This is a genomic window from Acrocarpospora sp. B8E8 (assembly GCF_039871605.1).
Lineage (GTDB): Bacteria > Actinomycetota > Actinomycetes > Streptosporangiales > Streptosporangiaceae > Acrocarpospora > Acrocarpospora macrocephala.
Genome location: NZ_JBDPLV010000103.1, coordinates 1 through 15,443 on the forward strand (window position 1 = coordinate 1; position 15,443 = coordinate 15,443).

Annotated in this window: 15 protein-coding genes; 8 read left to right on the plus strand and 7 right to left on the minus strand. The window is 69.1% G+C overall.

Annotation, left to right across the window (positions count from 1 at the left end):
- Positions 1 to 47: 47 nt before the first annotated feature.
- Positions 48 to 1,208, minus strand: coding sequence for a histidine kinase (locus ABGB08_RS49635; RefSeq protein WP_347605941.1), 1,161 nt, complete (start codon positions 1,206 to 1,208; stop codon positions 48 to 50).
- 273 nt (positions 1,209 to 1,481) lie between these two features.
- Here ABGB08_RS49635 and ABGB08_RS49640 point away from each other — a divergent pair, with 273 nt between their 5' ends.
- A complete protein-coding gene (locus ABGB08_RS49640; protein ID WP_155354749.1) occupies positions 1,482 to 2,621 on the plus strand; it encodes a cystathionine gamma-synthase in 1,140 nt (379 codons plus the stop codon).
- Here the strand turns inward: ABGB08_RS49640 and ABGB08_RS49645 are convergent.
- The 3 genes from ABGB08_RS49645 to ABGB08_RS49655 form a co-directional block, all read right to left on the minus strand.
- Positions 2,618 to 3,055, minus strand: coding sequence for a hypothetical protein (locus tag ABGB08_RS49645; protein ID WP_347605944.1), 438 nt, complete (start codon positions 3,053 to 3,055; stop codon positions 2,618 to 2,620). The two genes, ABGB08_RS49640 and ABGB08_RS49645, sit on opposite strands and share 4 nt — an antisense overlap.
- 82 nt (positions 3,056 to 3,137) lie before the next feature.
- Positions 3,138 to 3,386, minus strand: coding sequence for a hypothetical protein (locus tag ABGB08_RS49650; RefSeq protein ID WP_155354751.1), 249 nt, complete (start codon positions 3,384 to 3,386; stop codon positions 3,138 to 3,140).
- A gap of 162 nt (positions 3,387 to 3,548) precedes the next feature.
- A complete protein-coding gene (locus ABGB08_RS49655; protein ID WP_347605947.1) occupies positions 3,549 to 3,722 on the minus strand; it encodes a hypothetical protein in 174 nt (57 codons plus the stop codon).
- Between the two features lie 239 nt (positions 3,723 to 3,961).
- On the opposite strand from ABGB08_RS49655, the gene ABGB08_RS49660 reads away from it, so the two are divergent.
- Both ABGB08_RS49660 and ABGB08_RS49665 read left to right on the plus strand, forming a co-directional pair.
- On the plus strand, positions 3,962 to 4,741 hold the full coding sequence (locus tag ABGB08_RS49660) for a GntR family transcriptional regulator (RefSeq protein WP_170322473.1): 780 nt from the start codon (positions 3,962 to 3,964) through the stop codon (positions 4,739 to 4,741).
- Between the two features lie 71 nt (positions 4,742 to 4,812).
- Positions 4,813 to 5,211 (plus strand): DUF6292 family protein, encoded by a 399-nt coding sequence (locus ABGB08_RS49665; RefSeq protein WP_347605952.1) that lies wholly within the window; start codon positions 4,813 to 4,815, stop codon positions 5,209 to 5,211.
- Here ABGB08_RS49665 and ABGB08_RS49670 read toward each other — a convergent pair.
- On the minus strand, positions 5,177 to 7,126 hold the full coding sequence (locus tag ABGB08_RS49670) for a hypothetical protein (protein WP_347605954.1): 1,950 nt from the start codon (positions 7,124 to 7,126) through the stop codon (positions 5,177 to 5,179). The genes ABGB08_RS49665 and ABGB08_RS49670 overlap by 35 nt on opposite strands.
- Positions 7,123 to 8,526 carry a sigma 54-interacting transcriptional regulator gene (locus ABGB08_RS49675; RefSeq protein ID WP_347605957.1) on the minus strand — a complete coding sequence of 468 codons (1,404 nt, stop codon included), beginning with the start codon at positions 8,524 to 8,526 and terminating at the stop codon, positions 7,123 to 7,125. The genes ABGB08_RS49670 and ABGB08_RS49675 overlap by 4 nt, the downstream gene beginning before the upstream one ends.
- Positions 8,527 to 8,702: 176 nt before the next feature.
- Here ABGB08_RS49675 and ABGB08_RS49680 point away from each other — a divergent pair, with 176 nt between their 5' ends.
- The 5 genes from ABGB08_RS49680 (at position 8,703) to ABGB08_RS49700 (ending at position 13,917) form a co-directional block, all read left to right on the plus strand.
- Positions 8,703 to 9,878, plus strand: a complete 1,176-nt coding sequence (locus ABGB08_RS49680) for an FIST N-terminal domain-containing protein (protein WP_155354757.1) — start codon at positions 8,703 to 8,705, stop codon at positions 9,876 to 9,878.
- Between the two features lie 12 nt (positions 9,879 to 9,890).
- Positions 9,891 to 10,853, plus strand: coding sequence for an ROK family protein (locus ABGB08_RS49685; protein WP_347605961.1), 963 nt, complete (start codon positions 9,891 to 9,893; stop codon positions 10,851 to 10,853).
- A gap of 24 nt (positions 10,854 to 10,877) precedes the next feature.
- On the plus strand, positions 10,878 to 12,092 hold the full coding sequence (ilvA, locus tag ABGB08_RS49690) for a threonine ammonia-lyase (RefSeq protein ID WP_347605963.1): 1,215 nt from the start codon (positions 10,878 to 10,880) through the stop codon (positions 12,090 to 12,092).
- Between the two features lie 78 nt (positions 12,093 to 12,170).
- Positions 12,171 to 13,121 (plus strand): ATP-binding cassette domain-containing protein, encoded by a 951-nt coding sequence (locus ABGB08_RS49695; RefSeq protein WP_347605966.1) that lies wholly within the window; start codon positions 12,171 to 12,173, stop codon positions 13,119 to 13,121.
- Positions 13,114 to 13,917 carry an ABC transporter permease gene (locus tag ABGB08_RS49700; RefSeq protein WP_347605969.1) on the plus strand — a complete coding sequence of 268 codons (804 nt, stop codon included), beginning with the start codon at positions 13,114 to 13,116 and terminating at the stop codon, positions 13,915 to 13,917. The genes ABGB08_RS49695 and ABGB08_RS49700 overlap by 8 nt, the downstream gene beginning before the upstream one ends.
- Here the strand turns inward: ABGB08_RS49700 and ABGB08_RS49705 are convergent.
- Entirely contained in the window at positions 13,906 to 15,357 is a 1,452-nt protein-coding gene (locus ABGB08_RS49705; RefSeq protein WP_347605972.1) for a M1 family metallopeptidase, read from the minus strand. The two genes, ABGB08_RS49700 and ABGB08_RS49705, sit on opposite strands and share 12 nt — an antisense overlap.
- Positions 15,358 to 15,443 lie beyond the last annotated feature (86 nt).

Below are 15,443 nucleotides of genomic sequence, written 5' to 3' on the forward strand. Positions count from 1 at the left end.
CGCCCCCCCCCCCCCCCCCCCCCACACCCACGGCAAGCATTCGGAGCTCACCTTCCTCGTGACGCGCTGACGGCTGGGAACTCGGCGACGACTTCCCAGCCGTTCTCCCTGGTAGGACCGGCGGTCAACCGGCCGCCCAGGGCCTGGACGCGTTCGACCATGCCGACCAGGCCGAACCCGCCCCCCAGCCGGGTCAGCCGTGGGTCGCCGGGGGAGCCCACGTTGCGGACCCGGAGCCGTACCAGATCGGGGGGTGCGCTCAGGGCGGCCTCCACCCACGCTGCGCCGGGAGCGTGGCGGCGGACGTTGGTGAGCGACTCCTGAAGCACGCGGTGCAGCGTTGTCAGAACCTCCGGCGGCAGCGCCAGATCGGTGACCCCGTGGCCGATGTCGAAGCTCGCCCGTGGGCCCTGGGCGGCGAACCGCTCCACCATGATCCGCAGGTCGGCGAGATCGACCCCCGGACTGCGCGAGGCCTGCTCGTCGGCGCGTAACACCCCGACCAGGCGGCGCATCGAGGTCAGCGCCTCGCCCCCGGCGGTCGCGATGGCGTCCAGGGCGGGCAGCACGGTCTCCGGCCGCTGCTCGCCGACGGCCCTGGCCGCCTGCGCCTGGACCACGATGCCGGTGATGTGATGGGCCACCAGATCGTGCAGCTCGCGGGCCAGATCCAGCCGCTCGGACCGGCGCACCGCCTCCACGGCCACCTCCCGCCGATGCTGCTGCAGCCGCAGATAGGCCCCGACTATCGCGCCGACCGCCCAGCCGACAAAGAACAGGACCTCGAACACTCCCCCCGGCGTGCCGCCACCCACCCGCAGCCCGGCCGACAGCTGCAGCGTGATCAGGGCCGCGACGGCGAGCACGACGGCGCCTCTCAGCGGCCGCACCCACCGCAACACACTGATCGTGAGCACCATCAACGCCCCGGCCTCGGCCATGCCCGGCACCGGAAGATCGTCCATCAGCGCGGCGGCGAGGGTGAGCACCAGCGACACCACGACCAGCGTCGCCATCGAGCCCACCCGGAACCGGCTGCGCGCCAGCACGGCCACCAGCCCCGCCAGGCCACCCACCGGAATCAGAAAGGCCGACGCCTGCCCGTGCGACACCGCCAACGCGGTTTCGAGCAGCAGAATCAGGCCCAGCAGCCCCAGCAGGGCGAACTCGCTGAGCCGCTGGATCCAGTTGACGAAACCTTCACCCACGCTGGCCGAGCCTAGAACCCCCCACCGACAAACCGCATCGGCCGTTCGGCCGACCCCTGGACGGCCGAACCCATCCTTCGGGCGAGATGAACCCAAGCTTCGAGAGTGTTCTATCTACAGAGGAGGTGGGGGGCATGACCGTCCTCGGAATCATTTTTGTGCTCATCGTGGTGCTACTCGCGCTGGCCGATCCGCTGCTGCTGTCGCGATTCGAGCGACTGGACGAGAATTGGACGAGATGAGAAGAAGAACGTCTGGCGGTAGCCTCACTGCATGACTGAAGGCTTTGAGACCCTGGCCATTCACGCGGGTCAGGAGGCGGACCCGCTGACCGGGGCCGTCGTTCCGCCCATTTACGCCGTATCTACCTACAAGCAGGACGGCGTGGGTGGGCTCCGTTCCGGATACGAGTACAGCCGGTCGGCCAACCCGACCCGTACCGCACTGGAAGAATGCCTGGCCGCCGTGGAGGGCGGGGCGCGGGGGCTGGCGTTCGCGTCCGGCCTGGCCGCGGAGGACACGCTGCTGCGCGCGGTCTGCCGCCCGGGCGACCATGTGATCATCCCGAACGACGCCTATGGTGGGACATTTCGCCTGTTCGCCAAGGTTCTGGAGGCCTGGGGGCTGTCCTACGACCCGGTCCCGCTGAGTGACGTGGACGCGGTCCGGGCCGCCGTCCGGCCGCAGACCAAGGTGATCTGGGTGGAGACGCCCACCAATCCGCTGCTCGGCATCGCCGACATCGCCGCGCTCGCGTCGATCGCGCACGACGCGGGGGCCATGCTCGTGGTGGACAACACCTTCGCCTCGCCGTACCTGCAGCAGCCGCTGGCGCTCGGCGCCGACGCGGTGGTGCATTCCACGACGAAGTATGTCGGGGGGCATTCGGATGTCATCGGGGGCGCGCTCGTGGCCGGGTCGGCGGAGCTGGGGGAGCGCCTGGCGTACCACCAGAACGCGATGGGCGCGGTGGCCGGGCCTTTCGACGCGTGGCTGACGCTGCGCGGGCTCAAGACGCTCGCGGTGCGGATGGATCGGCACTGCGACAACGCCGAGCGGATCGTGGATCTGCTGCTGGCGCACCGGAAGGTGACCGAGGTGCTGTACCCGGGCCTGCCCGGACATCCCGGACATGAGATCGCGGCCAAGCAGATGAAGCGTTTCGGCGGAATGATCTCATTCCGGGTCGCCGGAGGCGAAGCCGCCGCCGTGGAGGTCTGCAACCGGGCGCGGCTGTTCACGCTCGGCGAGTCCCTGGGCGGCGTCGAATCCCTGATCGAACACCCCGGCCGGATGACACACGCGTCCGTGGCCGGTTCGGCGCTGGAGGTGCCCGCCGACCTGGTCCGCCTGTCGGTCGGCATCGAAACCGTCGACGACCTGCTGGCGGACCTCTCCCAGGCGCTCGGCTAGCTCCCGGGCCCGTTGAAGACCATCAGCACCAGGATCACCAGCCAGATCAGCGAGGTCACCCCGCCCAGCGCGGCGATCCTCCCGGTCTGAACCTTCGCGTCATCCTCCGGGTTGTCGTTCTCGAGAGCCCGGAGGGCCTTGCTCATATCCCGATCGATAATGACCAGCAGCACAGCGGCCACGATGAACAAGGTCATCGAGACCGTCAGGTACACCTTCGCCAGGTCGGACCGGCCGAGCAAGGCCCCGAACAGGAAGACCCCCAGCGTCAGCGACCCGAACAGTCGCCCGGCCCGCTTCAGGAAGCGCAGGACGTTGAGGTCACGCGCCCGGATGTACCGCGGCACATAACTCGTGACGGCGGTGAGCGGACCAATCGCGAAGATCGCGAACGCGATGTGCAGCCACAGCAGCACCTTGTCGGAAAACGACATGCGCTGAGGCTATCGCCTCAGTGATCAGACCGGCAGTGCGATTCCGTACGGCTCCCGCAAGACACACGGAATCACGCCGATCTCAGACCCGCAGTTCGCGGTCCAACTCCAGACAGGTCGGGCACGCGTGCTCCGGATGAATGACGCAGGCCGTGTGATCGACGCTGAGCCCGAGAATGCGCCGCGTCCCCGACGACAGCACGCTCCGCGGGCTGAGGGTCAGCGACCGCCGCCGGTCCTCCCGCCGGATACTGTGCACGACGAGCATGAACGCGCTGAGCGCGACCAGCCCCGCGGTGAGACTGAACAGAACGATGATTGTGTACAACACGTGCGACTCCCCATGCTGATGTTGGGTCTGTGTCGCCGCTGACTCCCCGATTGCCAGGCATGACACGCTGTAAACCGACCATATGAGGGCGATCCGACCCTGAGTTGTGAGGGTTCGGACAGGTTTGGCTATGCCGGACGGATAGCGCCCCTGCCCTCGTGGTTAGCTCCGGTTGTGGCTGTAGCGGCGCGCGCAGATCGGGCACGGCGGCACCCGGTAGTCACAGGTGTGGTGCGTCCGCGCCCGGTCGGTCAGCAGGATGTTGACCACCAGCGCCACAAAGGCGAGGGCGATGCCGGCGCCGATGACCAGCGACGCGATGAGGATGATTTCCACGGCGGATCCTTTTCTTCGGTGGCCTCTATATCAGCATTCTCTGGGCCTGTGAAGGAAGGGTTGGAATATAAACTCAGCCCTGTTGGCCATCGTTAAACTCATGACCGGACTCATGCCATTGAGCTACTCATTGGAATGAGTGTGACGTTTTTCGGCGACCGGCTCGTCTCACTCATTGGCATGAGCGGCTTGTACCAATGAGTGGTCTAGGTCTAACTTTGCCAGGGGAAGGGGTTCACGTGGCGGAAGCGCTCTATCGTCAGGTCGCGGCAGATCTCCGGGCAAAGATCAACACGGGGGAGCTGCCGCCGGGCATCCAGCTCCCGTCCGAATCGGCGCTGGAGCGGCTGTACGGCCACCTCTCCGGCTCCCGAGGGGACGCGAAGCTCTCGCGCAACACGGTGCGGCTCGCGATCGCGATCCTGCAGAACGAGGGACTCGTCGAAGCCCGCCACGGCAGGGGCACGTTCGTACGCGAGCGCGTGACGTTCACGGTCCTCGCCTCGGCCGAGGAGGGCGTGGAGGTCACCGACCGAGACGCCTTCGTGGCGGCGGTGAGCGTGCAGGGCCGGAAACCCGAGCAACTGGGCCTCCGGATGGAGATCAGGACCGCCTCGCCCGAGGTGGCGGAACGGCTGCGCATCGAGGAAGGCGACACCGTCGTCGTGCGGAGCATGAACCGCCTGATCGACGGCCGCCCCTGGTCCATCCAGGAGTCCTTCTACCCGATGGACATCGCCGCGGGCACCCTGCTCATGTCCCCCCAGAACATCGAACACGGCACGGTCACCGAGCTGCGCCGGCACGGGCACGGCCAGGTCGGGTATCGGGACGAGATTGTCTGCCGGATGCCGACCCAGGCGGAGGCGGTGTTTCTCGGTCTCGGCGCGGGCGTGCCGGTTCTAGAATTGTTCCGCACGGCCCACTCGCCGGACCGGCCGATCCGTTTGACCATCAATGTGTATGCGGGGGACAGCACCCAGCTGGCCTACAATATCGGTGAACCCGGAAACGAGTGATCGTGCGCCGCTGGAGTATATTGTGGCGCGCGAATTAACAACCGGTCGATTAATAGAATGGAACACGCGTCATGATCTTCGTGCCCGAAGCGTACAGCGACGCTTGGTTGGAGCTTCCCCTCGCTTATGTGGCGCGGGTGGCCGAGGTGCTGGGCGCTGACCGCTGGTGGGACGACCCCTTCGATCCCCGGGACGCGACGATCCTGCTCGGGCACGGGCGCGCGCTCGTCTGGGACGAGGAGAGCGGGTGGCGGCGCGGAACCTTCCTGTCCGGGCACAAGGGCGTGCGCACCGAGCTGGCCGGGGCCGTCTACCTGGGCGGCGGCGTGCTGCCGGAACCGGAGCGGGTGGCCGAGCTGCTCGCGGGCGGCGGAACGGAGCGGCCCGTCTACCGGTCGTACCGGGATATCGGGGACGGGTTCGACCAGGAGCTGGTCAGGTACGCCGGCGGGCTCGTAGGAAGTCGTTGACGACGTATTCACCGAGGCGGTCGGCGCTGGGGGCGAAGACGCGCCCGCCGTTGCGGCGGGCCACCTCGTCCACGAACTCGCGCAGGCGTTCGTCGGCGGCGAGCATGAAGACGTTCATGGTGGCGCGGCGGCGGGTCATCTTGTCGACCTCGGCGAGGGTGAGCTCGAGGGTCTCCCGCGAGGGCGGCCACTCGAAGCGGGGCACGCCGTTGCGCATCAGGTGCGCGGTGGGCTCGCCGTCGGTGACGACCAGCACGACGGGTTCGAAGTCGGGGTGGCGGTCGAGGTGGCGGCCCGCGATGAGCAGGGCGTGGTGCAGGTTGGTGCCCTGGACCATGTCCCATTCGAGGCCGGCCAGCTCGTCGGGCTGCAGCACGCGGGCGTAGTTGGAGAAGCCGACGATCTGCACCGAGTCCTGCGGGAACTTGGAGGAGACCAGGGCCTGCAGGGCGAGCGCGGTCTGCTTGGCGGCGGCCCAGGTGCCGCGCAGCGCCATCGAGTAGGACAGGTCGACCAGCAGGCAGACGGCGGCGGCTGAGCGGCGTTCGGTCTCGGAGACCTCGAAGTCGTCCACCGAGAGGCGGACCCGGCCGTTCGCCGCGCCGCGCCGTACGCCGTTGATGACGGTGCGGACGACGTCGATGGGCTGCTCGTCGCCGAAACGCCACGGGCGGGTGGAGCCGGTGAGCTCGCCCGCCGCGCCCGCGTCGCGCTGGTCGTGGTCGCCGCGGCGGCTGGAGTCGAGGGAGGCGAATACCCGGCGCAGGGCGGTCTCGCCCAGGCGGCGTACGGCCTTCGGAGTGAGTTCCAGTTTGCCCCGATGGCGGCGGAGGTAACCCTGGTTCTCCAGCTCCCGCTCGATCCGGCGCAGGGCCTCCAGGTCGTCCACGCCGGAGCGGCCGAGTGCGCGCCGGACCGCGGCCTCGTCGATGTCGTCCAGGCGGGCGCCCGGGTAGTCCTGGCGGAGGGCGGCTTCGAGCTCGCTCAGGTCGGCGAGTTCCTGGAGGGCGCCCACGGCGTCGCCCATGCCCATCGGGTCGTCGCCGCTGACCCGCTCGGGGGAGCTCCAGGACAGGTCGGGACGCCGGGCGTACAGGGAGTCACCGAGGCGGCGCATCTGGTCGGCGAGACCGGCGCGTTCGAGCGTCTGGGCCATGAGACCGGCGAGCTCCTCACGCTGCTGCGGCGTGAGCGAGGCCAGCAGCCGCTGCGCGGCCGCGGCCCGCCGGGCCAGCTGATCGACGAGCTCCTCCAGGTTCCGCGGATTCTCCGGGAACATGTCCCCATATTTCCGCATGAAGGAGTCAAAATCCTCCTGGATGTGCTGCCCCTGGGCGTCCTTGTCGAGCATGTCGTTCAGGTCGGACATCATCTGCCGGACCCGTTCCATCGCCTCCGGATCCGGGTTGGCGAGGGCTTCTTTCATGCCGCGGAACTGGCTGTCCAGGATCTCCCGGCGCAGCAGGTCGCGCAGCTCCTCGAAGGTCTGCCGGGCCGCCGCCGACCGCCAGTCGTACTCGTCCAGCTCCTGCACGGCCCGCGCGGTGTCGGACGGCAGCGCGTCCAGGGCCGCCTCGCGGAACCGCGCGTCGTCCGAGGGATCGGGGAACAACTCCGCGCGTTCCTGGCCGATCGCCTTGTCCAGCAGGGCACGGGCGCGTTCGAGGGTGCCGTCCAGGCGGGTGTTCTCGCGGAGCTCGCGGCGGCGTTGCCGTACCTGGCGGAGGAGCTCTTCCAGGCCGCGCCGGTCAGGCGCGTCGGGGAGGCCGCGTTTGAGCAGGTCGCGCAGGGCGTCCAGCGGGGTGGAGCCGGACAGGATGGCGTCGCCCATCTCGTCCAGCGCCGAGCGCACGTCGTAGGGCGGGGCGAGCGGATCCGGCCCGTCCTGATATTCGCCGTAACGGTAGGCCGTCATGTGCGGTAGACCGCGCCGCCCGCGATGTCGTCCTTGGAGAGGCGGCGCATCAGGTAAAGGCCTTCGAGCGTGAATTCCAGGGCGGCGGCGGCGTGGCCGGGGGATTCGTCCCCCTCGCCCATGCCGATCCGGGACATGATCTTGGCGAGGCCGTCCACCCGGCCGATCCGGCGCAGCAGTTCGGTGGCGGGCACCAGCTCGCCGGATTCGATCTGGGCGCCTTCGGAGAACTTGTCCAGCAGCGGCGCGAGCTCCAGGCCGCCCAGCGTGTTGCGGAAGGTCTCGGCGGTGGCGCGGCGGAGCAGGTGGGCCAGCACCTCGACCTCGCGGCCCTCCTCGCTGACCTCGAACTCCACCTTGCCGCGCAGCGTGTGCACGATGCCGGGCAGGTCGCAGACCCGGGTCACCGCGTTCTCCTCGCCGGTCAGCGCGGCCCGGCGGACCGCGGACGCCGCGGCGGTCTCGGTGGCCGCGATCGAGAAGCGGGCCGACACGCCCGAGCGGGTGTCCACGGCGGTCGACTCCCGGACCAGCCGGGTGAACCTGGCGATGATCTCGACCAGGTGCTCGGGCACGTCCGCGCCGATGTCGGGGATGACCTCCTGGCGGATCAGGACCAGCTCATCCTCGATCGTCTTGGGATAGTGGGTACGGACCTCCGCGCCGAACCGGTCCTTGAGCGGGGTGATGATCCGCCCCCGGTTGGTGTAGTCCTCCGGGTTGGCGCTGGCGATCAGCAGCAGGTCCAGGGGCAGCCGCAGGTTGTAGCCGCGGACCTGGATGTCCCGCTCCTCCAGCACGTTCAGCAGCGACACCTGGATACGTTCGGCCAGGTCAGGCAGCTCGTTGACGGAGAAGACGCCCCGGTTGGTCCGGGGCACCAGGCCGTAGTGCACGGTTTCCGGGTCGCCCAGCGTGCGCCCTTCGGCGATCTTGATGGGGTCCACGTCGCCGATCAGGTCGCCCACCGAGGTGTCGGGGGTGGCCAGCTTCTCGCCGTACCGCTCGCTGCGGTGCTTCCACGCGACGCGGATCTCGTCGTCGGCCAGGCCCCGGCAGCGGGCGCAGACGGGAGCGTACGGATGGTCGTTGATCTCGCACCCGGCCACCACCGGCGTCCACTCGTCGAGCAGTCCGATGACGGTGCGGATCAGGCGGGTCTTGCCCTGACCGCGCTCGCCGAGGAGCACGAGGTCGTGACCTGCGATGAGGGCGCGTTCGAGATGCGGGAGCACGGTCTCGTCAAAGCCGACGATGCCGGGGAACCGGGGCTCACCCGCGCGCAGGCGGGCCAGCAGGTTCTCCCGGATCTCGGCTTTCACCGACCGGTGGACGTGTCCACTCTCGCGCAGTTCACGCAGAGTGCTCAGTGACGGAGCAAGTGCGGGCGATTTGTGCACGGGATTGAGCCTACGTCGCGGATGCAACACCCGCATCCGATTGCGCTGCGGATCTTGACCATTCAGTGACGAATCGGGTGAGTTCCGGAACGGTGTTGTGGGGAGAATCGGGCATGAGGGCTATGAAATAGAACTGCATGAGATAACGGACTTGTCCTGATGAGAGGGGGCGCGCGATGGCGGTGTTGACAAGCCGGTTCGCTGACGGGCTAGCCGTCGGGCCCAACCTGGTGGAGAGCGCGGAGACCGCGATCCGGCAGGCTCTCGCGGGGCTGACCGGGCCGGCCGACCTGGTCTGTTTCTTCATCTGCGGCGAGGACGCCGAGGACGTGACGAAGGCCGGGCAGCGGGCGATGGAGCTGGCGGGCGAGGCGGCGGTGATCGGCTGCAGCGCCACCGGCGTGATCGGCGACGCCCAGGGCGTCGAGCTGTCCCCGTCGGTGAGCGCCTGGGCGGCTTCGCTGGGAGAGGCCAGGGTGACCACATTTGCCCTGGAATCACTCCGAGCCGATGACCGATTTGTGGTGATCGGGTTGCCGGAACGGGAGGTGGACGACCGGGTGGCGATCATGCTCGCCGATCCGTACACGTTCCCGACCGACGCGTTCGTGGAGCACTCCAGCGAGGTGCTGGGGAACCTGCCGCTCATCGGCGGCCTGGCCAACGGCCTGCAGGGCCGTGGTTCGGTCCGGCTGTTCGCCGACGGCGAGGTCTACACCGAGGGCGCCATCGGCGTCATGCTGAGCGGCGCGGTGCGGGTGAGCACGGTGGTCAGCCAGGGTTGCCGCCCGATCGGCCCGACCATGGTCGTCACCCGCGCCGAGGAGAACGTGCTGCTGGAACTCGCCGGCCAGCCCGCGCTGGCCCGGCTGGAGGACATCGTCAGCGCGCTCGACGAGGAGGACCGCGAGCTCGTCGCCTCCGGCCTGCAGATCGGCATCGCCATGGACGAATACGCGGAACGCCACGAGCGCGGCGACTTCCTCATCCGGGGCGTGCTCGGCATCGATCCCGAGCGGGAGGCGGTCGCGATCGGCGACATCGTGCCGGTCGGCCGTACCGTACGCTTCCAGGTCAGGGACGCCGAAACCGCCGACGAAGATCTCTACGAGCTGCTGGACGCGCACCTGGCCGAGGGGGGCCGGGTGGACGGCGCCCTGCTGTTCTCCTGCAACGGCCGGGGCTCGGCCATGTTCGGCACACCCGATCATGACGCGCTCGCCCTGCGCGACACCCTCGGCCCGATCGGCGTCGCCGGATTCTTCGCGGCCGGCGAGGTGGGCCCGGTCGCCGGCCACAACCACGTGCACGGTTTCACTGCCTCCGTCCTGGTCTTCTCCACCACAATCTGAGGGAGCTCCGGCATGGTCGTGCTCGCGGTCGACATCGGCGGAACCAAACTCGCGGTCGGCCTGGTGGACACCGACGGCGAGCTGGTGCTCTCGGAGCGGGTCCCGACCCCGCCCGGCGGCGACGCCGACGACTTATGGAAGGCCCTGGCCGGGCTGGCCGAGAGCGTCGCCGAGCGGGCGGCAGGCGAGCTGATCGGCGTCGGCATCGGCGTCGGAGGTCCGATGGCCTGGCCGGAAGGCGTGGTCTCCCCGCTCAACATGCCCGGCTGGCGCGACTTCCCGCTGGTCGCCCGCCTGTCGGAACGTTTCCCCGGCATCCCGGTGCGGATCCACAACGACGCGATTGCCTTCGCGGTGGCGGAACACTGGCGGGGCGCCGGTCACGGCAGCGACAACATTCTCGGCATGGTCGTCTCGACCGGCGTCGGCGGCGGTCTCATCCTGGGCGGCCACCTGATCGACGGCGGCACCGGCAACGCCGGGCACATCGGCCACATCATCGTCGAACCGGACGGGCCCGCCTGCGGCTGCGGCGGCCGGGGCTGCCTGGAGGCGGTCGCGCGCGGTCCCGCGCTGGCGAGCTGGGCCCTGGCGCAGGGCTGGCAGCCTGGAGGACCCCCTTCGCTGGAACCGCTCTACCTGGAGGCCGCCGTCGCCTCGGCCCGCCAGCTGGCCTTCGACGCCGCCGCCGGGGACCCGATCGCGCTGGCCGCGATGCGCAGGGCCGGGCGGGCGATCGGGCTCGCGCTGGCCTCGGCCACCCACCTCTGCGACCTCGACCTGGTCACCATCGGCGGCGGCCTCTCCCAGGCGGGCAAACTGATCTTCGACCCGCTGGAGGAGAGCCTGCGCGCCCACGCCCGGATGGACTTCGCCCAGCGCGTCCGGGTGCTGCCCGCCGCCCTCGGCCAGGACGCCGGGCTCATCGGTGCCGCCGCGTTCATCCTGCGGAGCGACCGCTATTGGGCAGGCTGAATCTCCCCCTGCGAAGATGACGCCATGGACGTTCCTCAGGTGACGTACGACGATGTCGTCGCCGCACGCAAGCTGCTGGCCGACGTGGTCGTGCAAACGCCGGTCATCCACTCCCGGGTGCTGTCCGAGATCGTCGGCGGCCCGGTGCACCTCAAATGCGAGAACCTCCAGCGGGCCGGCTCGTTCAAGGTCCGTGGCGCGTACGTCAGGATCGCCCGCCTGAGCGACGAGGAACGGGCGCGGGGCGTGGTCGCGGCGAGCGCGGGCAATCACGCCCAGGGTGTCGCGTTCGGCTCGGGCCTGCTGGGCGCCAAGTCCACGGTCTACATGCCGGAGGGCGCGCCGCTGCCCAAGGTCGAGGCCACCCGCGGCTACGGCGCTGAAGTGATCTTCGCGGGCCACACAGTCGACATGGCCCTGCAGGAGGCCAAGAAGCACGCCGCCGAGACCGGAGCGATCTTCATCCACCCCTTCGACCACCCGGACGTGATCGCCGGTCAGGGCACGGTCGGCCTGGAGATCCTGGAGCAGCTGCCGGAGACCGGCACGATCGTGCTGGCCATCGGCGGCGGCGGTCTGGCGGCCGGGGTCGCGCTGGCGGTCAAGCAGCTCCGGCCGGGGGTGCGGATCGTCGGCGTGCAGGCCGAACGCGCGGCCGCCTACCCGGAGTCGCTGGCCGCCGGGCATCCGGTCATGGTCGAACCGGCCACCACGATGGCGGACGGCATCGCGGTCGGCCGCCCCGGTGAGCTGCCGTTCGAGCTGATCCACTACCTGGTGGACCAGGTGGTCACCGTGTCGGAGGAGTCGCTGTCGCGGGCGCTGCTGCTCTGCCTGGAGCGGGCGAAGCTGGTGGTGGAGCCCGCTGGGGTCGCCGGGGTGGCCGCGCTGCTCGACCAGCCGCACGCGTTCGACGCGCCGGTGGTGGCGGTGCTGTCGGGCGGCAACATCGACCCGCTGCTGCTGGCCAAGCTGCTGCGGCACGGTCTGGCGGCGGCCGGGCGGTATCTGGCGTTCCGGATCCGGCTGCAGGATCGGCCGGGGGCGCTCGCGGCCCTGCTCGGGCGGCTGGCCGAGTTGCGGGCCAACGTGCTGGAGATCGTGCACGAGCGGGTGGGGGCGCGGCTGCACCTGGACGAGGCCGAGGTGCTGCTGCAGCTGGAGACCCGGGGGCCGGCGCACTGCGACGAGGTGCTGGGGGCGCTCCGCCGGGAGGGTTACAAGCTCATCTTCTCCTAAAGCTTCCGGGGGTCGTACGGGCCGAGGGGAGAAAACGGGCATCAACCACGTCAATGGGGGTGAAACGTGGGTGAAACCATGATTAGCGCTGAAGGCCTTGCTAAGCACTATGGCAAGGTGAAAGCGCTTAATGGGGTGGACCTTGAGGTTCCCCGCGGCAGCGTGCTGGCCCTGCTCGGTCCCAACGGGGCAGGGAAGACCACCGCCGTACGCATCCTGGCGACCCTGCTCCGCCCCGACGCCGGGCACGCCACCATCGCGGGCATCGACGTGCTGGCCCGGCCGGACGAGATCCGCAAGGTGATCGGGCTGACCGGGCAGTACGCGGCCGTGGACGAATATCTGACCGGGCGCGAGAACCTCGTCATGTTCGCGCGGCTCTACCACATGGATCAGCAGACGGCCCGGGACAGGGCCGCCGAACTGCTCGACCAGTTCGCGTTGGCGGACGCGGCCGACCGGCAGACCAGGACGTATTCCGGGGGGATGCGGCGGCGGCTGGATCTGGCGGCGTCGCTCGTGGCCAGACCCAAGGTCATCTTTCTGGACGAACCGACCACGGGGCTGGATCCGCGCAGCCGGAACGGCATGTGGGACGTGATCAGGGAGCTGGTCCACGATGGCGCGACGTTGCTGCTGACCACGCAGTATCTGGAGGAGGCGGACGCGCTCGCCGACCACATCATGATCATCGATCACGGTCTGGTGCTCGCGCGGGGGACGGCGGACCAGCTCAAGGACCGCCTCGGCGGGGAGCGTATCCAGGTCGCGGTGAAGGATCGGTCCCGGCTACCCGAACTGAAGGCGATCGCGTCCAATGTCGGCTGTGGCCTGCCCGAAGTGGATCTCGAGAGCCACAGCGTCACCGTCGAGGTGCGCGACGGGGCGGCGTCGCTGGTGGAGTTCGTGCGCCGGCTGGACGCCAAGGGCATCGAGCCAAGCGACGTGGAACTGCGCCGCCCGACCCTGGACGAGGTCTTCCTGGCCTTGACCGGCCACCGCACCGAGAGCGTGATCCGGGATGGCTAAGTGGTCCGAGATGGCGCAGCCGTTCGGGGCGGCTCGCTGGACTGTCGCCGACAGTTTGGTGATCACGCGGCGGTATCTGACGCACATCCCGCGCATCCCGGAACTGGTGTTCTTCACGATCGTGCAGCCGATCATCTTCATCCTGCTGTTCTCGATCGTGTTCGGCAACGCGATCCGGGTGCCCGGCGGCGACTACATCAACTTCCTGCTGCCCGGCATCTACGTGCAGACCATGGCCTTCGCCACCACGAGCACCTGTGTCGGGCTCGCCGAGGACCTGCACAAGGGCCTGGTGGATCGGTTCCGGGCGCTGCCGATGGCCAGGTCCGCGGTGCTGGTCGGGCGGCTGCTGTCGGACACGGTGAAGAACGCGCTGATCCTGGCCATCATGATCGTGGTCGGCTACATCGTCGGGTTCCGGATCACCAACGGGTTCTTCCCCGCGCTGGCCGGGATCCTGCTGCTGCTCCTGTTCGCCTTCACCTTCGCCACCATCGGCGCCTGGATCGGCCTCTCGATGAAATCCGTGGAGGCCGCGAACATGGCCGGCATGGTGTGGATCTTCCCGCTCACCTTCGTCAGCAGCGCGTTCGTGCCGGTCGACTCGATGCCGTCGTGGATCCGGCCGTTCGCCCACAACCAGCCGGTCACCGTGACCGTGGACGCGCTGCGCGCCCTGTTCCACGGCGGCCCGATCCTGTCACCCCTGATCCAGTCGCTGGTCTGGTGCGTGCTCGTCACGGCGATCTGCCTGACCGGCGCGATCACCACCTACACGAGGGTGTCATCCCACTGAGGCGGGCTTGGCCGGTTTGAACAGCCAGGCGTCGAAGAGGTCGTCCAGCTGCTCGCCCGAGGTCTTCTCGGCCAGGTCGATGAACTGCTCGGTGGTGACGTTGCCGTAGCGGTGGTCGGCCGTCCACTTCTTGAGCAGCGGGAAGAACTTCGTGTCGCCGATCTCGGTGCGCAGCGCGTGCAGCGCCATGCCGCCCCGGACGTAGACCGAGGCGTTGAACAGGTCGTTGGGGCGGGTCACGCCGGGCGGATATTTCCAGATCTCGTCGGTGGCGCTGGCGTAGGCGTCCTCGAACGACTGCTGGGCGGTCCCGTTGCCGCGGTGCTCGCTCCACAGCCACTCGGCGTAGGTGGCGAAGCCCTCGTTGAGCCAGAGGTCCTTCCAGCGGTTGATGCTCAGGCTGTTGCCGAACCACTGGTGGGCCAGCTCGTGCGCGATGATGCCCTCGTCCGGCTCGAAACCGCCGTAGATCGGCTTGGTCTGGTTCTCCAGCGCGTAACCGGCCGCGAAGTCGTCCACCACGCCGCCGGTGTACTTGAACGGGTAGGGCCCGAACACGGTCGTCCAGTAATCGGTGATCCTGGCGGACTGGTCATACAGACTGTTCAGGCTCTTGCTGAAGCGGGGGTCGGTGGCGGCGTAGACCGGGATGCCGCCCGGCGAGTCGCCGGTGCGGACCTGGAACTTGCCGGTGGTCATGGTTGCCAGGTAGGTCACCATGGGGTTGGACTCGCGCCACACGAACGTGATCTTGCCGTCCTTGGTCTGGGGCGTTCCGGCCAGCTCGCCGTTGGCGATCGCGGTCACGCCCTCGGGAACGGTCAGGGTGAAGTCGAAGGTGGCCTTGTCGGAGGGATGGTCGTTACTGGGGAACCAGGTCTTCGCGCCGTTGGGCTCACACGTCACGAACGCGCCGTCCGTGGTGGGGATGAAGCCGTAGGAGCCCAGGTTCGAGGAGTTCTGCACCGGATCGGGCGTGCCCGCGTAGGCGACCGCGACCTTGAACGCGGCGCCGTCCCGGAGATCGGAGAAGATCGTCAGCTCATCCCCGTGCCGCTCGAACTGGGCGGGTCGCCCGTTGACGGTCACCGCGCTCACGGTGAAGCCGTGCAGATCCAGGTTGAACTGCGACAGCTCCTGCGTGGCCTTCGCGTCGATGGTCGCCGAGCCGCCCAGGTGTTTGCTCCGCGGCTCGTAGGCCAGCGCCAGCGCGTAGTGGGTGACGTCATACCCGCCGTTCCCGTCCCCGGGAAAGTAGGGATCCCCGATCCCGGTCGTCCCCGCGGTCGCGGCCGACACCGACCGCGCCGCGGCCGGTGGGTTGGACGCGATCGGCACCTCCCTGCCCCCGGCATTGTCGGCGCCCGTGGCGCTGTTCGACGCCGAGCAGGCGACCGTAAGGCCAGCCGCGAGCAAGCTGACCACCTGGCGTCCACGCATGTGTGACGTGCCCCCTCCGCACCCGATCCCTGACGAGCAACCCTACGCGAGGAGAACGACAGGTTCAGGCGGCGGCGACGGAGGTT

What these genes read in the sequence shown, in the direction of transcription:
- ABGB08_RS49640 (WP_155354749.1), top strand. Translation starts at nt 1,482, where the DNA reads ATGACTGAAGGCTTTGAGACCCTGGCCATTCACGCGGGTCAGGAGGCG.
- ABGB08_RS49645 (WP_347605944.1), bottom strand. Translation starts at nt 3,055, where the DNA reads ATGTCGTTTTCCGACAAGGTGCTGCTGTGGCTGCACATCGCGTTCGCG.
- ABGB08_RS49665 (WP_347605952.1), top strand. Translation starts at nt 4,813, where the DNA reads ATGATCTTCGTGCCCGAAGCGTACAGCGACGCTTGGTTGGAGCTTCCC.
- ABGB08_RS49670 (WP_347605954.1), bottom strand. Translation starts at nt 7,126, where the DNA reads ATGACGGCCTACCGTTACGGCGAATATCAGGACGGGCCGGATCCGCTC.
- ABGB08_RS49680 (WP_155354757.1), top strand. Translation starts at nt 8,703, where the DNA reads ATGGCGGTGTTGACAAGCCGGTTCGCTGACGGGCTAGCCGTCGGGCCC.
- ABGB08_RS49685 (WP_347605961.1), top strand. Translation starts at nt 9,891, where the DNA reads ATGGTCGTGCTCGCGGTCGACATCGGCGGAACCAAACTCGCGGTCGGC.
- ilvA (WP_347605963.1), top strand. Translation starts at nt 10,878, where the DNA reads ATGGACGTTCCTCAGGTGACGTACGACGATGTCGTCGCCGCACGCAAG.
- ABGB08_RS49695 (WP_347605966.1), top strand. Translation starts at nt 12,171, where the DNA reads ATGATTAGCGCTGAAGGCCTTGCTAAGCACTATGGCAAGGTGAAAGCG.
- ABGB08_RS49700 (WP_347605969.1), top strand. Translation starts at nt 13,114, where the DNA reads ATGGCTAAGTGGTCCGAGATGGCGCAGCCGTTCGGGGCGGCTCGCTGG.
- ABGB08_RS49705 (WP_347605972.1), bottom strand. Translation starts at nt 15,357, where the DNA reads ATGCGTGGACGCCAGGTGGTCAGCTTGCTCGCGGCTGGCCTTACGGTC.